Origin of the sequence: Arthrobacter sp. NicSoilB11 (assembly GCF_019977375.1) — a bacterium.
Classification (GTDB): domain Bacteria; phylum Actinomycetota; class Actinomycetes; order Actinomycetales; family Micrococcaceae; genus Arthrobacter.
The window spans coordinates 3,508,797-3,531,707 of sequence record NZ_AP024657.1 but is presented as its reverse complement, the minus strand read 5'-3'; the positions used below and the strand labels follow the sequence as shown (position 1 = coordinate 3,531,707).

Sequence of the window (22,911 nt, the reverse complement as noted above, 5' to 3'; positions counted from 1 at the left end):
GCGGTGCGGAAGATGTTGTGGAGCGGGCCTATGCCTGGATGTTCTGCATCTGCTCGAAGAGTTCCGGCGGGATGGCGTAGACCAGGATTACCGCCAGCAGGTTCTTGGCGGCGTGCACGAAGTAGGAGAACATCACGTTCTTCCCCGTCCACACGTAAACGAACACCAGCGTGGCGCCCATGGCCAGGTAGGGGAGCAATGCGGTGAGGGTGATCGCTTCCTGCCCCACGATGTGGAGCGCTGCGAACAGCAGGACGGACAGGGCACAGCAGATCCAGATGTTGAGGCGCCTGCTGAGCTTGCCGATCAGCAGGTGGCGGAAGATGTATTCCTCCACGAACGGGCCCACCACCACCAGCAGCGGAACCATGAGCCACGCGGGAACCTGCTGCATGAGCGCCTGCAGGCCCGCTTGGTTCGCGGAGGTCTCCACCTGCCCGTTGGCGGCCACCACAATTGCGGTGAGGATCATCATGGCGATTACGGCCGCCGGCACCATCAGCAGCGTGAACCAGGGCCGGGTTGCCAGGACCTTGAGGTCCCGGACCACCACTTTGCGGGCGGCCAGCAGCGCCAGTATTCCCACCGAGGCATAGAACAGCAGGTTCACGGCGTAGGTGGCGGCGGCGGGGGACGGTGCGATCTGCCGGACGAAGGGAACCACCAGATCGCCGGCAACCGCGAAGAACCCTGCGATGGCAACGTAGAGGCACAGCGTGGCCAGGTCCATGGGGGAGAAGCGGTACAGCTGGGGCTGTGGCGCGGGCGGTACGCGGTGGACTGTTGCCATGCTTTCAGCCTATCCCCCAACCAGGCAGCAGCAGGTGCCGGTATCCGGGCTGACGGAACGGTGAGAATCGCGTAAAGCAGTCTTTACCGGGGGACCGGCGGCCGGAAACATCGGCGGCGGAAGATGGGCCCATGCCCGTCTTTCCGCCGGCCGAAAGGATCTGTCCGTGATCACCAAGAACCTTTTCCTGCAAGGCATTTACCACTTCCAGGGCGTGGGAATGGAGAAGCCCGTCCCCCTGCACAGCGAACTCTCCCACTACGTCCCGGACGGGGTGATCAACCAGGCGCTGTACTTCCGCGGCGGCAACTCAAGCAGCGAACTGATCGCCGTGGTGCTCATGCGCAACGGCGTTCCGATGCGGTACTTCCCCATCGGAGCCAGGAACGAGGTCCATGTTCCGCTGCGCGTGGTGGAGGACATCGACGGCGGCTCGGTGATTGAGCTGTACCTGGCGGCGCCCGAGGGAGTCCACGGATCCGTGGTGATCGACCTGGGGATGGTGGAACACTGATGGGCAGCATGGCGGAGCAGACGCAAACCGGGGCGCAAGCCGCAGCCCGACCCAGGCCCCGGTCCCGCGCAGGGGACAGTCGCCGGCGCCTCGTGGTCATCGGCAACGGCATGGCCGGCGCCCGGGCGGTCGAGGAGATCCTGGCCCGGGGCGGTGCGGAGCAGTTCAGCATCACCATGTTCGGGGACGAGCCGTACGGAAACTACAACCGGATCATGCTCAGCCACGTCCTTTCGGGCGAGGAGAGCGACGCGGACATCTTCCTCAACCCCCTGTCCTGGTACCAGGACAACGGGATCACGCTGCACGCGGGCGTCCGGGCGGACAGGATCGACCGGTTCGCCAAGCACGTGTTTTCCAGCGACGGCCGGGTGACGCCCTACGACACGCTGATCATCGCCACGGGAAGCCGCTCCCACCTTCCTCCCCTGGACGGCCTCTACACGCCCGGCGGGTCGGTGAAGCAGGGCGTCTTCGGCTTCCGCACCATCGATGACACCCGCAAAATGGCTGCCCACGCACAGCAGGAACATCACCGGCACGCCGTGGTGATCGGCGGGGGCCTGCTGGGGCTGGAGGCCGCTGCCGGGCTGCGCAGCTTCGGGCTGGGCGTGGACGTGGTCCACTCCGGCGGCCACCTGATGAGCGCACAGATGGGGCCCGACGGCGGTGCGGTGCTCCGCCGGAGCGTTGAGGCCCTGGGCATTGGGGTGCTGACCGGCTGCCGGACCACGGCCGTCCTTGGCAGGGACAGGGTGACCGGCGTCAGCCTCCGCGGCCGGCCGGACATTGAGTGCGACATGGTGGTGGTGGCGGCCGGGATCCGTCCCAATTTGGACCTGGCTGTCCTCAGCGGGCTCCCGGTGGAGCGGGCCATTGTGGTGGATGACAGCCTGCGGGTCCAGGACGAGGACGACATCTACGCGGTGGGGGAGTGCGTCCAGCACCGCGGTGAGGTGTACGGGCTGGTGGCCCCGCTGTGGGAGCAGGCGGTGGTGCTGGCCAACCATGTGACGGGGACGGACACGGGCGCCGCGTACCTGGGCTCGCGCACGGCCACCAAACTGAAGGTGGCCGGCGTCGAGGTGGCTTCCATGGGCCTGCACGGGCCGGAACTTGAGACGGACGAACACATCGTCTTTTCCGAGCCCAGCCGCGGGGTCTTCAAGTCCATCGTGGTGCGGGACAACAAGATGGTGGGCGCCACGCTGCTGGGGGACAGCCGCAAGGTGGCCTACCTGACCCAGGCGTTCGACCGCGGGCTTCCGTTGCCCGAGGAACGGCTCGGGCTGATGTTCGATCTTGGCACGCCCGGGGAGGAGACCGGAGTCGCGGAGCTCGACGGCGAAGCACAGGTCTGCAACTGCAACGGCGTCAGCAAGAAGGACCTGGTGGGCGCGGTGAAGAGCGGCTGCACCTCGGTGTCCGGGGCCATGGACGCCACCCGTGCCGGCAAAGGGTGCGGCTCCTGCAAGCTCCTGGTGCGGCAGGTGGTGGAGTGGGCGGCCGACGGAGCGGTGGAAGAGGATCCCGATGCCGGCTACTACGTTCCCGGCATCCCCCTGGACAAGCAGGCCCTGATGGCAGAAGTCCGGGCACGCGGCCTGCGGTCGGTTTCGGCCTTGTTCCAGGCGCTGGCGCCGGGCGGCGCCGAGGATGCAAAGTCGAAGATGGGGCTCGCTTCGCTGCTCAAGATGATGCTGGGGGACCGGTACATCGACGAACGCGACGCCCGCTTCATCAACGACAGGGTCCACGCCAACATCCAGCGGGACGGCACCTTTTCCGTGGTGCCCCAGATGAAGGGCGGCGTGACGTCGGTCCAGCAGCTGCGCCGGATCGCAGATGTTGCGGAGAAGCACAACGTCCCGCTGATCAAGCTCACCGGGGGGCAGCGCATCGACCTGCTGGGGATCCGCAAGGAGGACCTGCCGCAGGTGTGGGCGGACCTGGACATGCCCTCCGGCTATGCCTACGGCAAGAGCTTCCGCACCGTGAAAACCTGCGTGGGAAAGGACTTTTGCCGCTACGGCACCGGCGACTCCACCAAATTGGGTATCGAGATCGAATCCCGCTTCCAGGGCCTCGAGGCGCCCGCCAAACTCAAGCTCGCAGTCTCTGGGTGTCCCCGGAACTGCGCAGAATCGCTGGTGAAGGATGTGGGCGTGGTGGCAGTGGAGGGCGGCCGCTGGGAGATCTATGTAGGGGGAGCCGCCGGTGCCCACATCCGCAAGGGAGACCTGCTGGCCACCGTGGACGATCCGGAAGAGGTGAAGGTCCTCACCGGCCGTTTCATGCAGTACTACCGCGAACAGGCCAACTGGCTGGAACGGACCTATGCCTTCGTCCCGCGCGTGGGCATCGAGTACCTGCGGGCCGTGATTGTGCAGGACGCAGAGGGGATCGCCGGACGGCTTGACGAGGCGATGCAGGCCTCCGTGGACAGCTACGTTGATCCGTGGCAGGAACGCGATGACCCGCGAACGCCCGGCCAGTTCAGGACTTCGCTGCCCCTGACCGTCCTCCCTCAGGTGCCGGTCCGATGAGCGGCGCCGGAACAGGTGCCGGCGCCCATGTCCTGGGGCCGGTGGACCAGATTCCGCTGGGCGAGGGAAGGGCCTTCGGAGTCGGGAGCGAACAGGTGGCCGTCTTCCGGCTGCGGGACGGTTCGTTGCGGGCGGTCTCCGGGGTCTGCCCCCACCGCGGCGGCCCTGTTGCGGACGGCACCGTGGACCGGCAGGTGGTGATTTGTCCGCTGCACCAGCACGCGTTCGACCTCACGTCGGGATGCTCCACCACCGGAGCGGAACCCCTGCGGACCTACCGGATTTCCCTGGATCCGGAGCAGAATCTGGTGCTGGAGACGGCTGAGATGTAGTGCGCGTCACGTACCACTCCGGACTGTCTTGTAGGATGGTCAGGTCGCGTGAAGCTTCGGCAGTTCGACGATCCGCCCACACATCTGCAGGTTCAACGGCCCAGAGGCCGAATTTTGTGAGCTTGATCATACGAAGTCCGGATGCGGCCAACCCCCAACCCACAAGGAATCGTTGTGCCTCAAAGTACCCCCACAGATCTCGAGAACCGCACGGCCCCACCCGTCGCCGTCGACTCATCCCTCAGCGCCGAGGGCTACAGCAAGACGCTGGGCCGGCGCCACGTCACCATGATCGCCATGGGCGGCGCCATCGGCGTCGGCCTCTTCATGGGAGCCGGCGGCCGCCTCGCCTCCACCGGCCCGGCCCTGATCTTCTCCTACGCCATCGCCGGCGTCATCGCCTACCTGCTCATGCGGGCCCTGGGCGAACTCATCATGTACCGCCAGACCTCCGGCTCCCTGGTGAGCTACTCCGGTGAGATGTTCGGCCAAAAGGGCGCCTACCTGTCCGGCTGGATGTACTTCATCAACTGGGGCATGACCGGCATCGCCGAGCTCATCGCCATCGGCCTGTACTTCCAGTTCTTCTTCCCCAATGTCCCCGTGGAAGCGTCGGCCATCGCCGCCCTGGCGCTCCTGGTGGCCGTCAACCTGCTGAGCGTCAAAGCGTTCGGCGAGTTCGAATTCTGGGCCTCCTGCCTCAAGGTCGGCGCAATCGTCATCTTCCTGGCCGTGGGCACCTTCATGGTGGTCACCAACGCCAAGGTGGGCGACGGCCACGCGTCCGTGTCGAACCTCTTCGCGGCCGAGGGCGGCATGTTCCCCAAGGGCGCGCTGGTGATGGTCCTGGTCCTCAATGCCGTCATCTTCGCCTACAACGGCATCGAACTGGTGGGCGTCACCGCCGGCGAGATGGAAAAGCCGGAACGCGAAGTGCCCAAGGCGATCCGCGCCGTCGTGCTGCGCATTGTGGTGTTCTACGTAGGGTCCGTCCTGCTTCTGGCCATGCTGCTGCCGTCCGACCAGTACAAGGCCGGCACGTCCCCGTTCGTGACCGTCTTCGGCCAGATGGGCCTGGGCTGGGTGGGCGACGTCATGAACATGATCGTCATCACCGCCGCCCTCTCCTCCTGCAACTCCGGGCTGTACTCCATCGGCCGGGTCTTCCGCACCATGGCCAACAACGGCCACGCCCCGCAGTGGCTCACCAAAATGTCCAAGCGGCACGTCCCGTATGCAGCCATCCTGGCCATCGCCGCGTTCTACCTCGTGGGCATCCTGCTGAACATCTGGCTGGGCGGCTCGCACGCGTTCGACCTGGCGCTCAACAGTGCCTCCATCGGCGTGATCTTCTGCTGGGGCTCCATCTTCGCCAGCCAGATCGTGCTGCGGCGCCGCAAGGGCGTCACTTCCACCCTGCCCATGCCCGGCTCGCCGTGGACCAGCTGGGCGGGCATGCTGGGCCTGCTCGCCATCACCGTGCTGATCGGGTTCGACACCATGACCAGCAAGGACGGCGAGGTGTTCTACCTGGGCCTGTGGACCCTGGCCACCATTCCGTTCTTCGCGCTGGTCCTGTGGCTGGGCTGGCAGAAGGTCAAGAACAACCAGCCCAAGAGCCAGCTCTTCAGCTAGCCCTTCCGGCCCCAGCAGCACGGACGACGGCGGGACTCCCCTTGGCGGGAGACCGCCGTCGTCCGCGTTTGGGCCACGTGGCCTCGCTCCGTCCAGCCAGGCGGCCCGTCAGCCGCGAAGGTGCCTGGCGAAGTGGTCCTCAATGCGCTGCCAGGCTTCGGGCGAGGACTCCGGGTCCGGTCCCACGCCCATGACGCGCATCAAGGGCCGGAGGAGGACCGGACCCAGCTCTTCATCATTGAGGAAGGCGTGGCCGGCGGTAGGGAATTCCTTGACGCTGCCAGCCTGTCCGCGTGCCGGCGGGTCTGGTCATCCAGGCCGAACACCTCGTGGATCATGACGACGGCGGGAAAAGGGCCTTGGCCTTCAGGTACCGCCAGATAGCCGCGCAGGCCGGGGAACCGCCCGCGGCGGCGCTCCCTGGGCCCAGGTCAACGATGGTCATCGGCCAAGGCTAACCGGCCGCCCCGGGGAAATCCCGCCTTTTGCGTTCCAGCCCTGAAGGGATGCGGGAAAGATGGCCTGCGGCGCCCGGCCGGGGCAGACTGGGCATGTGAGCGAACCATGGGTGCTGCATGTGGACCTGGACCAGTTCATCGCTGCCGTCGAGGTGCTCCGCCGGCCGGAGCTTGCGGGCAAGCCGGTGATCGTGGGCGGCCGCGGTGATCCCACCGAGCGGGCGGTGGTGTCCACGGCGTCCTACGAGGCCAGGGCCTACGGCGTGGGCTCCGGCATGCCGCTGCGCATCGCCGCGCGGAAAGTGCCGGACGCGGTCATCCTTCCCGTGGATCACGAGGCGTACCTGGAGGCGTCGGAGAAGGTCATGGCAGTGCTGCGCTCGCAGCCCGGGGCAACGGTGCAGGTGCTCGGCTGGGATGAGGCGTTCGTTGGCGTCGAGACGACGGATCCGGAGGCCTGCGCCCGGCAAATCCAGCAGGCCGTCCTGGCGGAAACGCGCCTCCACTGCAGCATCGGGATTGGCGACACCCTGGTCCGTGCCAAGGTTGCCACCGGATTTGGCAAGCCCGCCGGCATCTTCCGGCTGACGGAAGGCAACTGGCTTGACGTCATGGGGGGCCGTCCCACGATTGAGCTGTGGGGCATTGGTGCAAAGGTCTCCCAGCGCCTGGCCAAGCTGGGCATCAAGACTGTCGAGGCGCTCGCAGCCGCGGACCCCCGTGACCTGGTCCCCGAGTTCGGTCCCAAGATGGGTCCCTGGTACGCCCAGCTTGGGCGGGGCGACGGCGCGCGGGTGGTCGACGATACTCCCTGGGTGGCCCGGGGGCACAGCAGGGAGACCACCTTCCAGCGCGACCTGACGGATGCGGCGGAAATTGACGACGCCGTTAGGGAGTTGGCCGCGCGGGTGCTGGAGGATGTTGCTGCCGAGGGGCGGCCGGTGATTGGCCTGACGTTGAAGGTGCGGTACGCCCCGTTCAGCACCACGACCTACGGACGGAAGATCCCCGCGACGTCCGATCCGGGCGAAGTACTGGCCCGGACCTTCGACCTCCTGGCGAAGATCGAGCCGGGCCGGCCCATCCGGTTGCTCGGCCTCCGGGCCGAGATGACCATGCCCGAGGATTCGCGAAAGGGGCACACGCCCACCCGCAGTGGATGGTGAGGGCTGGTGCAGCACGCCGTTCGCTGCGGCCGCACCAGCAAGGAACTAGTCCCGCTTGAACTCGTCCTTCACACTCTCGCCGACCTTCTTGGCATCGGCTTTGACCTGGTCGGCCTGGCCCTCTGCCTTCAGCCGGTCATTGTCGGTCGCGGTTCCTGCAGCTTCCTTGGCCTTGCCGCCAAGGTCCTCTGCCGCGTTACTGATCTTGTCTCCGAGGCCCATGGTTCCGGCCTCCTTTCGTTTCCGTCGATCAACCGTGCTCTCTCACAATATGCAAAGCTTGCTTACTATTTCAAGCCCCTGGCCCTGGGCGTGCTGTTCCTTGTCGGTGCCGGCCGTTAGGCTCGGGCCATGGATAAAGTGCGAGGCAAGGGGGTGGCCAAAGTGGCGCCGCCCCGGCTCTCCCCGGTGGAACTGCAGGGTCTTGAGGACCGCCCGGACCTCGAGTTCCGGCGTGGCGGGAGGCATGAGAACGTCCGGTTCAGCCGTCCCGCCGCCGACGGCCTGGACCTGGGCGGTGCCGTCTTTTCCGAGTGCGTCTTCGAGGCCGCGTCCTTCAACGAGACCCAGCTGCGCGGTGCCTCGTTCCGCGACTGCATCCTGGCCGAACTGTATGCGCCCGTCTTCCGGGGCGCACGGAGCACCTGGCAGGAGGTGGAGTTCCGCAATCCGCGCCTGGGCTCTGCCGAGCTCTATGAAAGCGGCTGGCGGTCCGTCCGGATCGACGGCGGCAAGCTGGACTTCCTCAACCTCCGCGGCGCCAAGCTCACGGATGTGCTGATCACCGGCTGCATCATCAATGAACTTGACCTTGGTGCCGCCGTGGCAACCCGCGTGAAGCTTGTGGACTGCACGGTGGGATCGCTGGACCTGGCTGGAGCCAAGCTGAAGGACTTTGACCTCAGGGGCACGGAATTCCGCAAAATCAGTGGACTCGGCAGCCTGGCCGGCATGGTGATTGACGATTACCAGCTGGGACTCCTCGCGCCACTCCTTGCCGCCCACCTGGGGGTGACAGTCCTGTAACTGGATGCGCATGCACAGCATCGCCGTGTACCATTTACAGAACGAACGGTCGGTAAGTGGAGGATTCCGCTGTGCCGGCCGCCGATGACAGTGCTGTTTATCGCGTGAAGGGTGTTTCCATGGCTGCAACCGCAGGTCCGCAGGCTTTCCTTGTTGGCGGGGTCCGAACGCCCGTGGGCAGGTACGGAGGCGCGCTGTCCGCCGTGCGCCCGGACGACCTCGCCGCCCTGGTGCTCCGCGAGGCCGTGGAACGCGCCGGCCTGGATCCCGAGAGCATTGACGAAGTAATTCTCGGCAACGCGAACGGCGCGGGGGAGGAGAACCGGAACGTGGCCCGGATGGCCACCCTGCTTGCCGGGCTGCCGCTGCACATCCCGGGCATAACGGTCAACCGGCTCTGTGCCTCCGGCCTGAGCGCCATCATCCAGGCCAGCCATATGATCAAGGCCGGCGCCGCGGACATCGTGATTGCCGGCGGGGTTGAGTCCATGAGCCGGGCACCCTGGGTGCAGGAGAAGCCCACCGCCGCCTTCGCCAAGCCGGGCCAGATCTTTGACACCTCCATCGGCTGGCGGTTCACCAACCCCCACTTCCAGCACGGCGGGCTGTCCCGCGACGGCAAGATGACCTACTCCATGCCTGAAACGGCAGAGGAAGTGGCCAGGGTGGATGGCATCTCCCGCGAGGACGCCGATGCATTCGCCGTCCGCTCGCACCAGCTTGCCCTGGACGCCATCGAAGCCGGCCGCTTCAAGGACGAGATCGTTCCCGTGACCGTCAAGACACGCAAATCCGAAACGGTGGTGGATACGGACGAAGGCCCGCGCCCCGGCACCAGCATGGACGTTCTTGCAGCGCTGAAGCCGGTGGCGCACGGCGGATCCGTGGTGACGGCCGGGAACTCCTCGTCCCTCAACGACGGCGCCTCGGCGATCATTGTGGCGTCGGAGGCAGCTATCGAGCGGTTGGGCCTGACACCCCGGGCGCGCATCATCGACGGCGCGTCTGCCGGCTGTGAACCCGAGATCATGGGCATTGGTCCTGTCCCCGCAACCCAGAAAGTACTCAAGCGCAGCGGCCTGGGCGTCGGTGACCTGTCCGCCGTCGAACTTAATGAAGCCTTTGCCACGCAGTCCCTGGCCTGCATCCGGCGCCTGGGGCTGGAGCCGGAAATCGTGAACCGCGACGGCGGAGCCATCGCCCTGGGGCACCCGCTTGGTTCCAGCGGCTCACGGATTGCCATCACCCTGCTGGGACGGATGGAGCGTGAGGACGCCCGAATCGGCCTTGCCACCATGTGCGTGGGCGTCGGCCAGGGCACCGCCCTGCTGCTGGAGAAAATCTGATGGCGGCCTGGGTGGACTTGGCGGCGGAAGAGTTCACCGCCCTTTTGGTGGAGGAGCGGGACGACCGCGTGGTGGTGCTGCTCAACCGGCCCGAGGTGAAGAACGCAATTGACCAGCAGATGGTGGATGAGCTCCATGTTGTCTGCACAGCGCTGGAACAGAACCCCAAGGTGCTGATCATTGCCGGCGTGGAGGGTGTCTTCGCCTCCGGCGCGGACATCGCGCAGCTTCGCGAAAGGCGTCGGGACGATGCCCTGCAGGGGATCAACTCCACCATCTTCGTCCGGATCGCCAAGCTGCCCATGCCGGTCATTGCCGCACTGGACGGTTACTGCCTGGGCGGCGGGGCGGAGCTTGCCTACGCTGCGGACTTCCGGATCGGCACCCCCAACGTGCGGATCGGCAACCCGGAAACCGGGCTGGGAATCCTCGCCGCGGCCGGTGCCAGCTGGCGGTTGAAGGAGCTGGTGGGCGAACCGATGGCCAAGCAGATCCTCCTGGCCGGCCTTATCCTCGGCGCCGATGAGGCCAAAGCGGCCAACCTCATCACCGAAATCCACGATCCCGCGGAGCTTTTGGATGCAGCCCACGGCCTGGCCAACAGGATCGGGCGGCAGGACCCGCTGGCCGTCCGCATTACCAAATCCGTGTTCCACGCCCCTGCCGAGGCGCATCCGCTGATCGACCAGCTGGCCCAGGGCATCCTGTTCGAATCCCAGGCCAAATTCGACCGGATGCAGGCGTTCCTGGACCGGAACGCAGCCAAGAAGGCCAACGCCGCCTCCGCCAATCCAGCCGACGGAAAGTAGACCATGAGCAACATTGAAGTCCCCGCCAACCTTCCCACTTACGTGGGAGTGCTGGGCGGCGGCCGCATGGGCGCCGGTATTGCCCACGCTTTCCTGATTAAGGGCGCCGACGTGCTGGTGGTGGAGCGCGACGACGTCTCCGCCCAGGCCGCCCGGGAACGGGTGGAGTCCGCGGCCGCGAAGAGCATTGAGCGCGGCGGTGTGGACGCCAACTTCGAAGAGCTGGTGTCGCGGCTCACCGTCAGCACCGACTACGACTCCTTTGCAGGCCGTCAGCTGGTGGTGGAAGCCGTCCCCGAAGACTGGGACCTCAAGGTGACGGCGCTGCGCGGGATCGAGGAACGGCTGACGGAGGATGCCTGCATCGCGTCCAACACCTCGTCGCTGTCCGTCAACGGCCTGGCCCGTGAACTGAAGCGGCCGGAGAACTTCCTGGGCCTTCACTTCTTCAACCCCGTGCCGGCCTCCACCCTCATTGAGGTGGTGCTGGGTGAGCGCACGTCTCCCGAACTTGCCGCCGCGGCGAAAACGTGGGTGGAGGCACTCGGCAAGACCGCCGTCGTCGTCAATGATGCCCCGGGGTTCGCGTCATCCCGGCTTGGCGTGGCCATCGCCCTCGAAGCCATGCGGATGGTGGAGGAAGGCGTGGCGTCCGCTGAGGACATCGACGCCGCGATGGTGCTCGGCTACAAACATCCCACCGGACCGCTCAGGACCACGGACATCGTGGGCCTGGATGTGCGGCTGGGCATCGCCGAATACCTGCACTCCACCCTGGGCGAGCGGTTCGCGCCGCCGCAGATCCTCAAGGACAAGGTGGCCCGCGGTGAACTGGGACGCAAGACGGGCAAGGGCTTTTTCGACTGGCCCAGCTAGAGACGCTGCCTAGTCGAAGAAGCCCACAATGTAGCCGATGAAGTACAGGAGGCACAGCAGGACCACGACGCCGATAACGGCGATCCACAGGAACTGCGTGCCCTTCCCGGGCCCGCGCTCCTCATGGCCCTGCGGGCCGACGGTGGATGCTTCCCCCGGCGGAGTTTCGCCCGGCGGAACCCCGCCGCCCGGCTCCAGGCCGGTGATCTTGTCGTCCTCGGGATCCGGGTTGGTTCCTGACACAGTAACTCCCTCGCTCGACGCCGTGGTGCTGCCCCCAAGCGTAACCCGCCTACCGGCGGCCCTAGGCTGGTGCAGTGACTTTCCTTGAACCCCTTACCCTGACCGGCCGCTACGTAATCCTGGAGCCGCTCGCGGAGGAGCACCACGACGGCCTGGTGGATGCGGCCAGTGACGGCGAGCTGTGGAAGCTTTGGTACACGTCGGTCCCGGCTCCGGACGCCATGGCGGCAGAGATCCGGCGCCGCCTGTCCCTGCAGGAGCAGGGATCAATGCTCCCCTTCACCACCCGTATGATCGACGCCGCCAGCGGCGGGCCGGGCCGCATCATCGGCATGACCACCTACATGAACATCGACCCCGCCACGCCGCGCGTGGAGATCGGCTCCACCTGGAACGCCGCCTCCGCGCAGGGCACCGGCACCAACCCGGACTCCAAGCTCCTGCTGCTTCGGCACGCCTTCGAGGTGGTCGGTTGCCCGGCCGTGGAGTTCCGCACCCACTGGCTGAACCACCAGTCGCGGGAGGCCATCGCCCGGTTGGGCGCAAAGCAGGACGGCGTGCTGCGCAGCCACTCACGGACCAGCGACGGGAACCTGCGGGACACCGTGGTGTTCTCCATCCTGGACCATGAATGGCCTGCCGTCCGTGCCGGGCTTGAGTACCGGCTGGCCCGGCGGACGTAGTGGTTTGGCCTGATTACTGCACGGCCAACGGCGCCGAACTAATGGCGCTCCTCACCGCTGACGCATAAGCCCGGTGTCCGGCGGCGTTTGGGTGAAAGTTGTAGTCGGCAGCGAAGTTGTTTGGGTCCAGTCGAAGCCACGGATCCAGGGAGTTGGCGGCATGCCCTGCGAACCGTGCCGTGACGTCGACGTAGCGGGCGTTGGTGCCGTAAAGGCCATTAGCGGTGTCCACGGCACCGGAAATGGTGCCGTTGACCGTCAGCGTGGCCTGGTTGATCAGCATTTGGTTGGTAACGGGAATGGGAGCGAAAGCGCTCGACGGCTCGAAGAGCAGCGGATAACCCAGCACTACGATCCTGGCGTTTGGGGCTGCTTGATGAATAGCGGAGTATGCCTGCACCAGGCCTGTCGTCAGGAAGGCGAGTGCTGCCGGCGATGTGGCCTGCGCAATTGCGGCCTGGCACGCCGTATCCCCATAGAAGGCGCACACACCCAAAACCCGGGAGAAGCCCAAATCGTTGGCTCCGGCCGTGATGGAAACGAGTTCGGTATCAGGGCTGAGCTTGCCGGAGCTTACAAGGCCCTGGAGCTGCTCCTGGACGGTGGGCGTGTAGACAACAGGATCGTAGGTGGGGCTGGCCGTCGACAGGACGGCTCCATGGCAGGCGGCATTCTCCACAAGGTCAACACGGCCGATCTTCGCCACGATGTCCACGTAGCCCGGATGGCTCTGCCAACAGGACACGCCGGCAGGGCGGAGGGCTGCGCCCGCCCCTGTTCCAGCGGTATAGGAATCTCCCAGCGCGACGTAGTCGATTGGGGGAGGCGCTGCCTGCGCCGGAATGGCCGCAAGGCCCAACGCCATGGCCATGCTGGCAAGGCCGGCCGCTATAGCCGGGAGTCGGCGTCGTAGTACAGCATTTCCCACTGGAGTCCCCTTTGAACATCAGTCACATGAAGTATCTAGTGCCCGCAACAGTATTGCCCAGCGGGTGGAAGCCAGGAGGCCTTTGTACCCTTCCCTGTTGTGACCTTTTGTGGTGCAGCATTCAGGAGCTTGTGGTTAGCTGTGCGGATGAGTGAGCGTGGCAGGCCCATGGACTGGGACGGAGCTGTCAACGCGTGGCACGTTTCCGGGGGCATCTACCGGATGGGCCGGCGTGAATGGCTGACCGGGGCGGGATGGAAGCAGGTGTTCGACGACGGCGTCCGCACGGTGGTGGATCTCCGTAACACCGCGGAGGGGCGGCGCCGGGACAACGACCCGGTGGTGCCGGAGGAGGCGTGGACGGGGATCGACATGGTGCAGGCACCCACGGAGGATCCGGATGACCCGCGCTTCACCGCGATTACCGGACCCTACCTGAATGATCCCGCGCATTACGCCGCGAATGCCCGTTTTTTCCCCGAGAAGCTGGTGGGCGTCTTCCGGAGCATCGCCCTGGCCGCGCCCCAGGGGAACGTCCTGCTGCATTGTGCCGCAGGCCGGGACCGCAGCGGGCTGGTGGCCGCCATGGTCCAGGACCTCGCGGGGGACTCCGACGACGCGATCGCCGAAGGGTACCGGCGGGCTGCCCGCGGCATCAACGAGCGCTACCGCACGCACGGTCCGCCGCACAGCCGGGAACGCTGCCTGCCCGAATCGGAACTGGCTCCGCTGCTGGAGCAACGCGGGCTGGCGGTGGTCGCGTTTGTCCGCGGCCTGGACACCCGGAGCTATTTGCTGGCGAACGGATTGAGCCCTGCGGAATTGGATGCCGCTTCCGGCCTTGCACGCCAAAAGGATACTCTTGTGACTTGAGTGACAGGTGTGGTTGCTGTGACCTGTGCGACCGCGCCGTCATCCCAGCGCGTGTAAACGCAGATGCGGACGAGCGGAACGGCGATCCCAATGAAAAGAATTACTGCCACAGGAACGGTAGCCGGCGTGGCACTGGCCTTGGGCCTCGCTGCCGGGCCCGCTGCGGCCTTCCCGGCACCCGCCGGCTCCGAAAACCCGCCGCCGGCTCCGGGAACCTCCGCAGGGACGTTCACGTCTTCCGGTACAACACCAGGCGTGGGCACAACCACCCTGTCAGAGGCAGCGCTGGACGATGCGGTGCAGCGGGACCTCAAGCTGACTCCCCAGCAGTTCGAGGCCGCGGGCGAGTTGGGTGCGCAGGCGGCTGCCGCGGCTGTTCAGTTGCGCCAGGTCCCGGGCTACGCAGGAATCCGGATCGACGGCCGCACCATCATCGTGACCGGATCCGGCGATGCGCTTGGGAGGGCGGTTGCCGCCCTTGCCGGCAATACATTCCCCATGTTGCTCGAAGCACCCGCGGCGGAGCCGCCCACGGCGGCGCCGGCTCCCTCACCCTCGACGGCTGCGGACGGCTCCAGGGCACAACTGGCAGTGAACACGGAGCAGCTGTTCCAGGCATACCTCCGCGACGTCGGCCCGCAGGGTTTGCAGGCCGTCATGTCCGCGGGGGGAAAATTCGTGATCCGAACCGGCGGAATCAACACGCCGGAGGCGCTTTCCGCCGTTTCCCAAGCAGCCGGGGCAGACGCAGCCGGCAAGAGCACCGGCAAGGTTTCCCCTGAACAGTTTGTGTCCCGTTACGCCAACGTGGAGCTCGACGGCGGGACTCCGCTGAAGCCCGAGGCGGACGTTCCCGGCGGTATTGGATACCAGACGGACATCGGCTTCGTCTGTTCCACAGGCTTCTCGGCATTCGACCCCGCCGGGCTTCCCACCGTCCTGACTGCCGGCCACTGCGCATCGGATGGTGCCGCCAAGACAGCAACCCTGGAATTCCAGGGGGTACCGGCCGGGCCCCTGGGAAAGTTCGGCTTCAGCCAGTTCGGTGGCCCGGGCAACTCACCGGTTATTGATCCCAGTATGCCTTCAGGCCCTGATTACACCGCCATCACAGACCCCGGGAATGTCGGAACGGACATATCTGTCATCCAGTCACTAAGACAGGACATCGATCCGCTTCCTGCTGCCAGTACCTGGGGCGACCCTTCAGCGCCCGGGCCGGACGTGAAGATCGTTGGTTCGGCGGACCCGGTGGTTGGGATGCCTGTTTGCCGGTCCGGCAGATCCTCAGGCTGGTCCTGCGGAACCGTCGACGCAGTGGGGATCTTCCTGGTGCCAGGACCTGACTATAAGAAGAACGCCAACGACATCCGGGCCTTTGATGGATTTCTGTCCTACGGAGTACAGTCCAGCGGCGGGGACTCCGGCGGACCATACCTCAGTGGGAACTACGCCCTGGGCACCCACTCCGCGGGGGATACGCCGGATGCGAATGGCAATGTGGTGCAGAATTTTGCTGTCGCAGCAACCCTGCGGGACAGCCTGGCTGTGCTGCCCGGCTACCAGCTGGAAGTGTTCCTCAACAAGCCTGCCATCACGGCACCAGCGCCCGGCGAAACCTACAAGCCCGGCCAGGTCCTTTCCGGCCAGGTTCCTGCCGCGCCCGCTTCGGCCGTCGCTGCCGGGTCCAGCGTCAGGATTACAATCCAAGGGAAGGACCCGTTCGACGTGCCCGTGGACGCGGCCGGAAAGTGGAGTTTCACGGCTCCGCAGGGTGCGGACACGCTACGGTTCACCGCTGAGACGGTCAATGGGTTCAGCCGGTCCGGGGTCAGCAGTTTCGAGTTCGCGGCCGCCACAACGGGACCGCCGACTCCAACGCCAAGCCCGACGCCGACTGCGCCGACAGCGAGCAATCCAGTGCCAAGCAGCCCTGGCCCTGCTCCAACCACACCTGCTCCCATCGCCCCTGCCCCCGCCGACCCGTCGCCTGCCCTGCCGACTGTAACGGCCGCCGTCGTACCTCCGACGGCGGCCAGCCCGACTCCCAGCGCACCACCTGCGGACCTTGCCAACACCGGTGGACACGATGATCGTGGCGCCGGCGGCCTGGCCTACACCGGAGCGTCCGGGTTGATTACCGCAGCGGCCTGGGCGGCGGGAGCCCTCGCCGTCGGACTCCTGCTCATGGTCCTTGTCCGCCGGCGGAACAGGCGTGCATCACGGTAACCGGACCCGGGCAGGGCCCCGCCAGGGGGCCTGCCCGCAGCCATAGCGCTGTGGATGGTAACTGCGTGGTTAGTCGTGCTCGTCGCACTTCTCCTTGCCGCCAACCACCTGGACGGCCAGTTTCAAGGTGTTGTCGGCCAGGCTTCCCCACGCGTAGACGATGGTGTTCTTCCCGGCTTCGACGGTGATGTCCGCTGGGCCGATCACGGGATCGGTGGTTCCGGCGGCGGCTACCGCTGCTGAAATGGTCCCGGCCTTCAGCTTCAGGGTGGCCTCGTCCGGGTTGCGGAGGTCCTCGATCACTGCCGATCCGCCGGCCAGCACATCCACGGCGGGGGCTGCGGCCACGTGCCGGACCGTCAGCTTGCCCTTCTTGTCGTTGCGGGGCGCCTTGGTGTCGTTCGTGAAGAGCGATGCGGTGGGTGCCCCATCAGCGCTGAGGTGCGCCACGGCAGTGTAGTTGCGGCCCTCGTCGAGTTCCACGTCGACCGGCCCGATCACCGGGTTCTCCGCACTGGTGGCATCCGATGCCGTGATGGCGATCCGGTAGTCACCGGCAGCCAATTCCAGCGGGCCGGCCAGGGTCCCTGGTGTGAAGTCATCGAGGGTGAGCTCGCCGTTCACCCACACGTCGACGGTCAGGCCGGGAACCCCGTGCAGGACGGACAGCAGGGCGGGATCGTCATGGTGGTGCCGGCCGCCTGCCTGGGCGGGGGCGGCGAAAGCCAGCGAAGCGGCAAGGGAAAGCGCTCCAGCGGCGTAGGTCATTTTGCGCATGTCGAACTCCTTGAGGGAAGCCCGGTAGCCGGGCAGAGGATGCTTACGCGCTTACTACCGCCGCAACACCGTCCCTGGATGCACGGCCCGGCATCTTTTTTAGATCAGCTTTTTCTTTTCATCAGCAGGTTGGTGATGCGCAGGGTGCACAGCCGCTGGCCCGCCTCGTTGGTGATCAGCACCTCGTGCGTGGCCAGGGTGCCGCCCAGGTGGATGGGGGTGGCGGTGATGGTGATCTGGCCTTCGCGTGCGGAGCGGTGGTGGGTGGCGGAAACGTCCACGCCCACCGCCGTCTTGCCCATGGTGCTGGCGTGGATGACGGCAGCCCAGGATCCCACGGCCTCGCCCACGGCAAGGGAGGCGCCGCCGTGCAGCAGTCCGAAGGATTGCCTGTTGCCCTCCACCGGCATGGTGGCCACCACGCGTTCAACGGACTCCTCCAGGATCTTCACGCCCATCTTTTCGTCCAGCTCGCCGAGCGTGATCTTCCACAGCTCGTGCGCATCGGGCTGGTTCCCGGCAGCATCCATGGGGGTTGGGGCGCTCATACGTTCTCCTTTGGGTGGCCGAATTCAGTCCCGGCCTTCTAGTGTGCAGCACGGCACTTCATGTATGGTGAATATATTACCGAACGGACGGTCAGTAATGACCCGTCCTGTTTGCCTGCCCCCTTGTTGGAAGGACCGTCAACGATGACCACCACCGCCACAGCTCCCCAGGCCACGGTCGACACCGTGGAGACAGTGCCCAGCTTCATCATGGATGCATGGTGGACGCCCGACGCCGGGTCGTCGGCTTCGGCAGTCCCCGTCCGTGATGCGAGCACCGGGGAGATCCTGGCGAAGGTGAGCACGGAGGGCCTGGACCTGGCCGCCGTCGTGGACTACGGCCGCACCACCGGCCAGGCCGAACTGGGCAAGCTGACCTTCCACCAGCGGGCGCTCAAGCTCAAGGAGCTGGCGCAGTACCTGCACGCCCGGCGCGAACACTTCTACACCTTCTCGGCCCAGACCGGTGCCACCAAGGTGGACTCCATGATCGACATCGACGGCGGCATCGGCGTCCTCTTCACGTTCGGGTCCAAGGGTCGGCGTGAACTTCCCAATTCCCAGGTGGTGGTGGACGGGCCCATGGAGGTGCTGTCCAAGGACGGCTCCTTCGCCGGCGAGCACATCTACACCCGGATCCCCGGCGTCGCCGTGCAGATCAATGCGTTCAACTTCCCGGTCTGGGGCATGCTCGAGAAGTTCGCGCCCGCCTTCATCGCCGGCGTGCCCACCATCGTCAAGCCCGCCACGCCTACCGGCTACGTGGCCGCGGCCGTGGTCAAGGCCATCGTCGAGTCGAACATCCTGCCCAAGGGCTCGCTGCAGCTGGTCTCCGGTTCGGTCCGCGGGCTGCTGGACGTCCTGGACTACCGCGACCTGGTGGCCTTCACCGGCTCCGCGTCCACCGCACTGTCGCTGAAGTCCCACCCCAACGTGGTCCAGGGCGGCGTCCGCTTCACCTCGGAAACCGACTCCCTCAATGCCGCCATCCTTGGCCCCGACGCGGTGGAGGGCACACCGGAATTCGACGCCTTCGTCAAGTCCGTGGTCACCGAGATGACGGCCAAGGCCGGGCAGAAGTGCACGGCCATCCGGCGCGCCATCGTGCCGCAGGAACTCGTTCCGGCCGTCTCCGCCGCCATCGGCAAGCGCATCGCCGAGCGCGTCGTCCTCGGTGACCCACGCGCTGACGGCGTCACCATGGGCGCCCTCGCCTCCGTGGAGCAGCTGAACGATGTGCGCGCGGCCGTGCAGTCCATGCTCGACGCCGGCGGTGAGCTTGCGTACGGAACGCTGGATTCGCCGTCGGTCACCTCAGCCGACGGAACCACCGGTGTGGTGGAGGGCGGGGCATTCATGGCGCCCGTCCTGTTGAACTGGCAGGACCCGGAAGCGGAGGAAGTCCACTCGCTGGAGGCCTTCGGTCCCGTTTCGTCCGTGATCGGGTACAAGGACATTGCCGACGCCGTCCGCCTGGCCGCCCGCGGCAGCGGCTCGCTTGTTGCCTCGGTGTGCACCAATGATCCTGACGTGGCTCGGGAACTGGTCACGGGAATCGCAGCGCACCACGGACGTGTCCTGATGCTCAACCGCGAGGACGCCCGCAGCTCCACCGGGCACGGTTCGCCCGTGCCGCACCTGGTGCACGGCGGTCCCGGCCGCGCCGGCGGCGGCGAGGAACTGGGCGGCATCCGTTCGGTGATGCACCACATGCAGCGCACCGCCATCCAGGGTTCGCCCAACATGCTCACCGCCGTCACCGGTGTGTGGCACACGGGCGCGGACCGCAACTTCACGGTGGAAACCGAGGGGACGCACCCGTTCCGGAAGTCCCTGGAGACGCTGCGGATCGGTGATGCCGTCCGCTCGGACCTGCGGCAGGTCACCCTCGAGGACATCACTGCTTTCGCCAACTCCACGGGCGACACGTTCTACGCGCACACCAACCGGGAAGCCGCCGAAGCCAACCCGTTCTTCCCGGGCATCGTGGCCCACGGCTACCTGCTCCTCGCCTGGGGCGCCGGACTGTTCGTCGAGCCCGCCCCGGGCCCGGTCCTGGCCAACTACGGGCTGGAAAACTGCCGCTTCACCACCCCCGTGGCCGCAGGTGATTCGATCCGGGTGACCCTGACCGCCAAGAAGATCACTCCCCGTGAAACGGACGAATACGGCGAGGTGGCCTGGGACGCCGTGCTCACCAACCAGAACGACGAGATTGTGGCCACTTACGACGTCCTCACCCTCGTGGAGAAGTAACCTCCAACGCCCCATCACCTGCTGCGGGTTTTTCCCCAACGCCCCATCACCTTCCGTTAGGAGGTGATGGGGCGTTTTGGGTTTTGGTGCGGGAGGTGGTGGGGCGTTGGGGAGGGTCTTTTCCGGCAGCCCGGGCGTAAGATTCTTCCCGTAGGAGGTGGCCCACATGAACCTTAAACTGAGCACAGCCACAACCATCCTGCCCGTCGATGATGCAGCCCGCGCCCGCAGTTTCTACACAGAAAAGCTCGGGCTCCCGCACCGCGGCAAGGCGGACGACGGAAGCGAATTACTCGGCACCGACGGCGGCCCCCTGCTGCAGCTGATGCCGGTCGCGGACGGCAAGCACTCCGATCACACTGCGCTGAGCTTTGAGGTCCCGGACATCGAGGCAACTGTCAGGGACATGGAAGCCAAGGGTGTGGTGTTCCAGGACTATGACCTGCCTACGCTGCGGACGGAGAACCACATCTGCACCACGGACTCGGAGAAGTGCGCCTGGTTCATGGACACGGAGCACAACATCCTGTGCGTCCACCAGAACCTCGGCAGCGCCCTCGAGTACCAGGTCTAGGCGAGTACCAGGTCCAGGCGCGGCAGCTGCAGGCAAGCCCAAACTGAAGCAGCAGAGGTGTCCCGGTCGGATCGGGGCACCCCTGCTGCTTGTCTTGGTTCGCCGGCGTCAGCTTTCGGCGCCGCCGTGCAGGCTGTCGTCGCTGCTGTCATCCTCGCGGCCGGTGCCGTGGCCGTCCTCGCTGCGGTCGGAGAGGTCCATGTTGCCGCGGGCCTCGTCCATGGTGGGGCTGCCGGAGGGAATGCTGTAGGTGTCCGGGCGGACGCCGTGCGACTGTTCCTCGATCAGGGCCTGCTCCTCGCTGAAGCGGATCACGTTGGCCTCGTCGCCGGCGTCGCCGGGAACGTCCTCGCGCATTTTTGAGGGGTCCGGGATGATGAATCCTGCGTCGGGCTCTTCCTTGGGGTGGCTCATATTCTTTTCCTTCCTATCGGGTGGTTGTGCTGGCAGGCCGGTCGCTCAGGTCCACCTTGATATCCAAACTTTGATCGCCGCGCTTGACCTTGAAGCCTACGGTGTCCCCTGGGTTGCGCTTGCGCAGTTCCGCCAGGAGCTTCTCCGGGGTGGTCAGCTCCACGCCCTCCATGGACTGCAGGACGTCGCCCGGCCGGATCCCCGCGCGCCCGGCAGGACCGTCACCGTCGGCAGCGAGCACCACGACGCCGGCCCCTTCCTGGATTCCCAGCTGGTCCGCAATCTGCGCCGTCAGCTCGCCTGGCGTCAGCCCCAGGTAGGCGTGTTTTGCGGTGCCGTTGGCCAGCAGTTCTTCGGCGACGTCCACGGCGGTGGCGGCGGGAATCGCGAAGCCCAGTGACACCGCGCCGGCTGACGGCGGGATGTAGGCCTCGCTGATCCCGATCACCTCGCCGCGCATGTTGATCACGGCGCCGCCGGAGTTGCCGGGGCTGATGGGCGCGTCCGTCTGGATGAGGTCCACCAGGGAGAGGCTGTTGGACGCGGATCCGGGGATGGAGCGGTGGAGTCCGGAGATGATGCCGGCGGTGGCCGTGTTTTCAAAGCCGAGGGGTGAGCCCAGGACCAGGGCGCCTTCGCCCACCTTGGGCAGGTTGCTTTGATAGGCGGGCTTCGGCAGGCCGGTGCGTTTGGCCTGCACCAGCGCAAGGTCCGTCACCGCGTCGCTGGCCTTCACCGTTCCTTCCACCCGCTGACCGTCCGCGAACCCCACCTCAACGTTGGTGGCGCCGCGGATCACGTGCTCGTTGGTCAGGATCAGGCCGTCGGCCGAGTACACCACCCCGCTGCCCAGGCCGCCCTCCGTGAAGATGGTGACAACCGACGGCGACAGGTTTTCCACGAGTTGCGGCAGGTTTCCGGCCGCTGTCCCGGAGTTGCCGCCTTCCGTCCCGGCCGAACCGGAGGTGGAGGGAGCGGGCGTGGAGTTGGCGGAGGCCGACGGCGACGCCTGGCTTGGGGAGGTGCCGCTGGGGGCCGGGGGGCTTGGCGTACCGGTGCAGCCGCTGAGTGCCAAGGCGGCCGCCAGGGCGCCGCCGGCAAGCACTGTCCGGGGGCGCCGTGAACGCCGTGGATCTGTGGCCTGGCCCATCGGTACCTCCCTGCGGATGCTGGTTTTCTACCACCGTAGCCGGGGAGCAGGAAAATACCAAGCACACTTATTATTGATGCCTGGGCCGGCCCGGCTGCCGCCTATGCGTCAGCATGCAGGCCGTCGAACGCCATGGTGATGACGTCGTCAGCCAGCCGCTGCGGGGACAGGGAGCCGCCGGGCTTGTACCACTCGACGATGGAGTTGATCATGCCGAACAGGAGCCGTGAGACGGTCCGCGGGTCGATGTCCTGGCGGAGCGAGCCTTCGTCGCGCGCGGCGGAGATCAGGGCCGCCACCTTGTGGTCGAAGGTGCGCCGGCGTTCCAGCGCATCCCGTTCGATGTCCGTATTCCCGCGGAGGCGCAGGAGCAGCGTGACGAAGGGCAGGCGGTCCACCAGCACCGCCACGGTCTGCCGCAGCACAAACTCCAGCCGCGCGTCGGCTGCCCCGGAGGTAGCCTGGGGCTGCTCCAGGATGGCCTCGAGGCCGCCCAGGGCGTGGTCCAGGGCAAGCTTGAGGAGGTCGCCCTTGGATGGTACGTGGTGGTAGATCGCAGACTTGGAGATGCCCAGGTTCTCGGCCAGGATGCCCATGGAGGTGGCATCGTACCCGTGGCGGTTGAATACGTCGACGGCAATCAGCAGCACCGACTGCTGGTCATACCCGGGCCGGCCGCGCTTTGCAGGAGCATCTGTGGAAGACATACCCGCCATTTTCTCATGAACGTTCGGTAAT

24 protein-coding genes are annotated in these 22,911 nt (G+C 66.4%); 14 read left to right on the top strand and 10 right to left on the bottom strand.

Annotated features, from left to right (window positions below):
• Positions 1-28: 28 nt before the first annotated feature.
• Entirely contained in the window at positions 29-790 is a 762-nt protein-coding gene (locus tag LDO14_RS16490) for a CPBP family intramembrane glutamic endopeptidase (RefSeq protein ID WP_018768878.1), read from the bottom strand.
• A gap of 166 nt (positions 791-956) precedes the next feature.
• Here LDO14_RS16490 and LDO14_RS16485 point away from each other — a divergent pair, with 166 nt between their 5' ends.
• The 4 genes from LDO14_RS16485 to LDO14_RS16470 all read left to right on the top strand — a co-directional run bounded on the left by LDO14_RS16485 (position 957) and on the right by LDO14_RS16470 (position 5,817).
• Positions 957-1,304 (top strand): hypothetical protein, encoded by a 348-nt coding sequence (locus LDO14_RS16485; RefSeq protein ID WP_018768877.1) that lies wholly within the window; start codon positions 957-959, stop codon positions 1,302-1,304.
• Positions 1,305-1,414: 110 nt separating this feature from the next.
• The gene (gene nirB / locus LDO14_RS16480; RefSeq protein ID WP_263422510.1) at positions 1,415-3,850 is read left to right on the top strand and encodes a nitrite reductase large subunit NirB; all 2,436 of its coding nucleotides are present in this window, start codon (positions 1,415-1,417) and stop codon (positions 3,848-3,850) included.
• Positions 3,847-4,182, top strand: a complete 336-nt coding sequence (locus LDO14_RS16475) for a Rieske (2Fe-2S) protein (protein WP_018768875.1) — start codon at positions 3,847-3,849, stop codon at positions 4,180-4,182. Before nirB ends, LDO14_RS16475 begins: the two co-directional genes overlap by 4 nt.
• Positions 4,183-4,356: 174 nt before the next feature.
• The gene (locus LDO14_RS16470) at positions 4,357-5,817 is read left to right on the top strand and encodes an amino acid permease (protein ID WP_056392681.1); all 1,461 of its coding nucleotides are present in this window, start codon (positions 4,357-4,359) and stop codon (positions 5,815-5,817) included.
• A 200-nt stretch (positions 5,818-6,017) separates the two neighbouring features.
• Here LDO14_RS16470 and LDO14_RS21670 read toward each other — a convergent pair whose 3' ends face one another.
• Entirely contained in the window at positions 6,018-6,155 is a 138-nt protein-coding gene (locus LDO14_RS21670; protein WP_346656242.1) for a hypothetical protein, read from the bottom strand.
• A 230-nt stretch (positions 6,156-6,385) separates the two neighbouring features.
• On the opposite strand from LDO14_RS21670, the gene LDO14_RS16460 reads away from it, so the two are divergent.
• A complete protein-coding gene (locus tag LDO14_RS16460) occupies positions 6,386-7,441 on the top strand; it encodes a DNA polymerase IV (protein WP_223995292.1) in 1,056 nt (351 codons plus the stop codon).
• A 45-nt stretch (positions 7,442-7,486) separates the two neighbouring features.
• Here LDO14_RS16460 and LDO14_RS16455 read toward each other — a convergent pair whose 3' ends face one another.
• Positions 7,487-7,663, bottom strand: a complete 177-nt coding sequence (locus LDO14_RS16455; RefSeq protein WP_018768872.1) for a CsbD family protein — start codon at positions 7,661-7,663, stop codon at positions 7,487-7,489.
• Positions 7,664-7,792: 129 nt separating this feature from the next.
• Between LDO14_RS16455 and LDO14_RS16450 the strand changes: the two genes are divergently transcribed.
• The 4 genes from LDO14_RS16450 (at position 7,793) to LDO14_RS16435 (ending at position 11,498) form a co-directional block, all read left to right on the top strand.
• A complete protein-coding gene (locus LDO14_RS16450; protein ID WP_056392683.1) occupies positions 7,793-8,467 on the top strand; it encodes a pentapeptide repeat-containing protein in 675 nt (224 codons plus the stop codon).
• Positions 8,468-8,586: 119 nt separating this feature from the next.
• Complete coding sequence (locus LDO14_RS16445; RefSeq protein WP_026265702.1) at positions 8,587-9,813, top strand: thiolase family protein; 1,227 nt, start codon at positions 8,587-8,589, stop codon at positions 9,811-9,813.
• On the top strand, positions 9,813-10,622 hold the full coding sequence (locus tag LDO14_RS16440) for an enoyl-CoA hydratase/isomerase family protein (protein ID WP_018768869.1): 810 nt from the start codon (positions 9,813-9,815) through the stop codon (positions 10,620-10,622). The genes LDO14_RS16445 and LDO14_RS16440 overlap by 1 nt, the downstream gene beginning before the upstream one ends.
• A gap of 3 nt (positions 10,623-10,625) precedes the next feature.
• Complete coding sequence (locus LDO14_RS16435) at positions 10,626-11,498, top strand: 3-hydroxyacyl-CoA dehydrogenase family protein (RefSeq protein ID WP_018768868.1); 873 nt, start codon at positions 10,626-10,628, stop codon at positions 11,496-11,498.
• 9 nt (positions 11,499-11,507) lie between these two features.
• On the opposite strand, the gene LDO14_RS16430 is transcribed toward LDO14_RS16435, so the two are convergent.
• On the bottom strand, positions 11,508-11,741 hold the full coding sequence (locus tag LDO14_RS16430) for a DUF6480 family protein (protein WP_018768867.1): 234 nt from the start codon (positions 11,739-11,741) through the stop codon (positions 11,508-11,510).
• Positions 11,742-11,815: 74 nt separating this feature from the next.
• On the opposite strand from LDO14_RS16430, the gene LDO14_RS16425 reads away from it, so the two are divergent.
• Positions 11,816-12,424, top strand: a complete 609-nt coding sequence (locus LDO14_RS16425; RefSeq protein WP_056392686.1) for a GNAT family protein — start codon at positions 11,816-11,818, stop codon at positions 12,422-12,424.
• Positions 12,425-12,437: 13 nt separating this feature from the next.
• On the opposite strand, the gene LDO14_RS16420 is transcribed toward LDO14_RS16425, so the two are convergent.
• Positions 12,438-13,295: an SGNH/GDSL hydrolase family protein gene (locus LDO14_RS16420; RefSeq protein ID WP_134164099.1), complete on the bottom strand. Its 858-nt coding sequence runs from the start codon at positions 13,293-13,295 to the stop codon at positions 12,438-12,440.
• A gap of 204 nt (positions 13,296-13,499) precedes the next feature.
• On the opposite strand from LDO14_RS16420, the gene LDO14_RS16415 reads away from it, so the two are divergent.
• Together LDO14_RS16415 and LDO14_RS16410 are read left to right on the top strand one after the other, a co-directional pair.
• A complete protein-coding gene (locus LDO14_RS16415) occupies positions 13,500-14,225 on the top strand; it encodes a tyrosine-protein phosphatase (protein WP_223992606.1) in 726 nt (241 codons plus the stop codon).
• A gap of 90 nt (positions 14,226-14,315) precedes the next feature.
• Entirely contained in the window at positions 14,316-16,454 is a 2,139-nt protein-coding gene (locus LDO14_RS16410; protein WP_223992604.1) for a S1 family peptidase, read from the top strand.
• A gap of 69 nt (positions 16,455-16,523) precedes the next feature.
• On the opposite strand, the gene LDO14_RS16405 is transcribed toward LDO14_RS16410, so the two are convergent.
• Positions 16,524-17,231 carry a DUF4397 domain-containing protein gene (locus LDO14_RS16405; RefSeq protein ID WP_134164097.1) on the bottom strand — a complete coding sequence of 236 codons (708 nt, stop codon included), beginning with the start codon at positions 17,229-17,231 and terminating at the stop codon, positions 16,524-16,526.
• 104 nt (positions 17,232-17,335) lie between these two features.
• A complete protein-coding gene (locus LDO14_RS16400) occupies positions 17,336-17,779 on the bottom strand; it encodes a hotdog fold thioesterase (RefSeq protein ID WP_051081334.1) in 444 nt (147 codons plus the stop codon).
• A gap of 144 nt (positions 17,780-17,923) precedes the next feature.
• Here LDO14_RS16400 and paaZ point away from each other — a divergent pair, with 144 nt between their 5' ends.
• Together paaZ and LDO14_RS16390 are read left to right on the top strand one after the other, a co-directional pair.
• Positions 17,924-20,035, top strand: a complete 2,112-nt coding sequence (gene paaZ / locus LDO14_RS16395; RefSeq protein ID WP_018768860.1) for a phenylacetic acid degradation bifunctional protein PaaZ — start codon at positions 17,924-17,926, stop codon at positions 20,033-20,035.
• A gap of 166 nt (positions 20,036-20,201) precedes the next feature.
• The gene (locus LDO14_RS16390) at positions 20,202-20,609 is read left to right on the top strand and encodes a VOC family protein (RefSeq protein ID WP_056392696.1); all 408 of its coding nucleotides are present in this window, start codon (positions 20,202-20,204) and stop codon (positions 20,607-20,609) included.
• Positions 20,610-20,717: 108 nt separating this feature from the next.
• Here LDO14_RS16390 and LDO14_RS16385 read toward each other — a convergent pair whose 3' ends face one another.
• The 3 genes from LDO14_RS16385 to LDO14_RS16375 all read right to left on the bottom strand — a co-directional run bounded on the left by LDO14_RS16385 (position 20,718) and on the right by LDO14_RS16375 (position 22,880).
• Positions 20,718-21,023 carry a hypothetical protein gene (locus LDO14_RS16385; RefSeq protein WP_223992602.1) on the bottom strand — a complete coding sequence of 102 codons (306 nt, stop codon included), beginning with the start codon at positions 21,021-21,023 and terminating at the stop codon, positions 20,718-20,720.
• A 13-nt stretch (positions 21,024-21,036) separates the two neighbouring features.
• Complete coding sequence (locus tag LDO14_RS16380) at positions 21,037-22,173, bottom strand: trypsin-like peptidase domain-containing protein (RefSeq protein ID WP_223992601.1); 1,137 nt, start codon at positions 22,171-22,173, stop codon at positions 21,037-21,039.
• A gap of 101 nt (positions 22,174-22,274) precedes the next feature.
• On the bottom strand, positions 22,275-22,880 hold the full coding sequence (locus tag LDO14_RS16375) for a TetR/AcrR family transcriptional regulator (protein WP_134164094.1): 606 nt from the start codon (positions 22,878-22,880) through the stop codon (positions 22,275-22,277).
• Between the last annotated feature and the right edge of the window lie 31 nt (positions 22,881-22,911).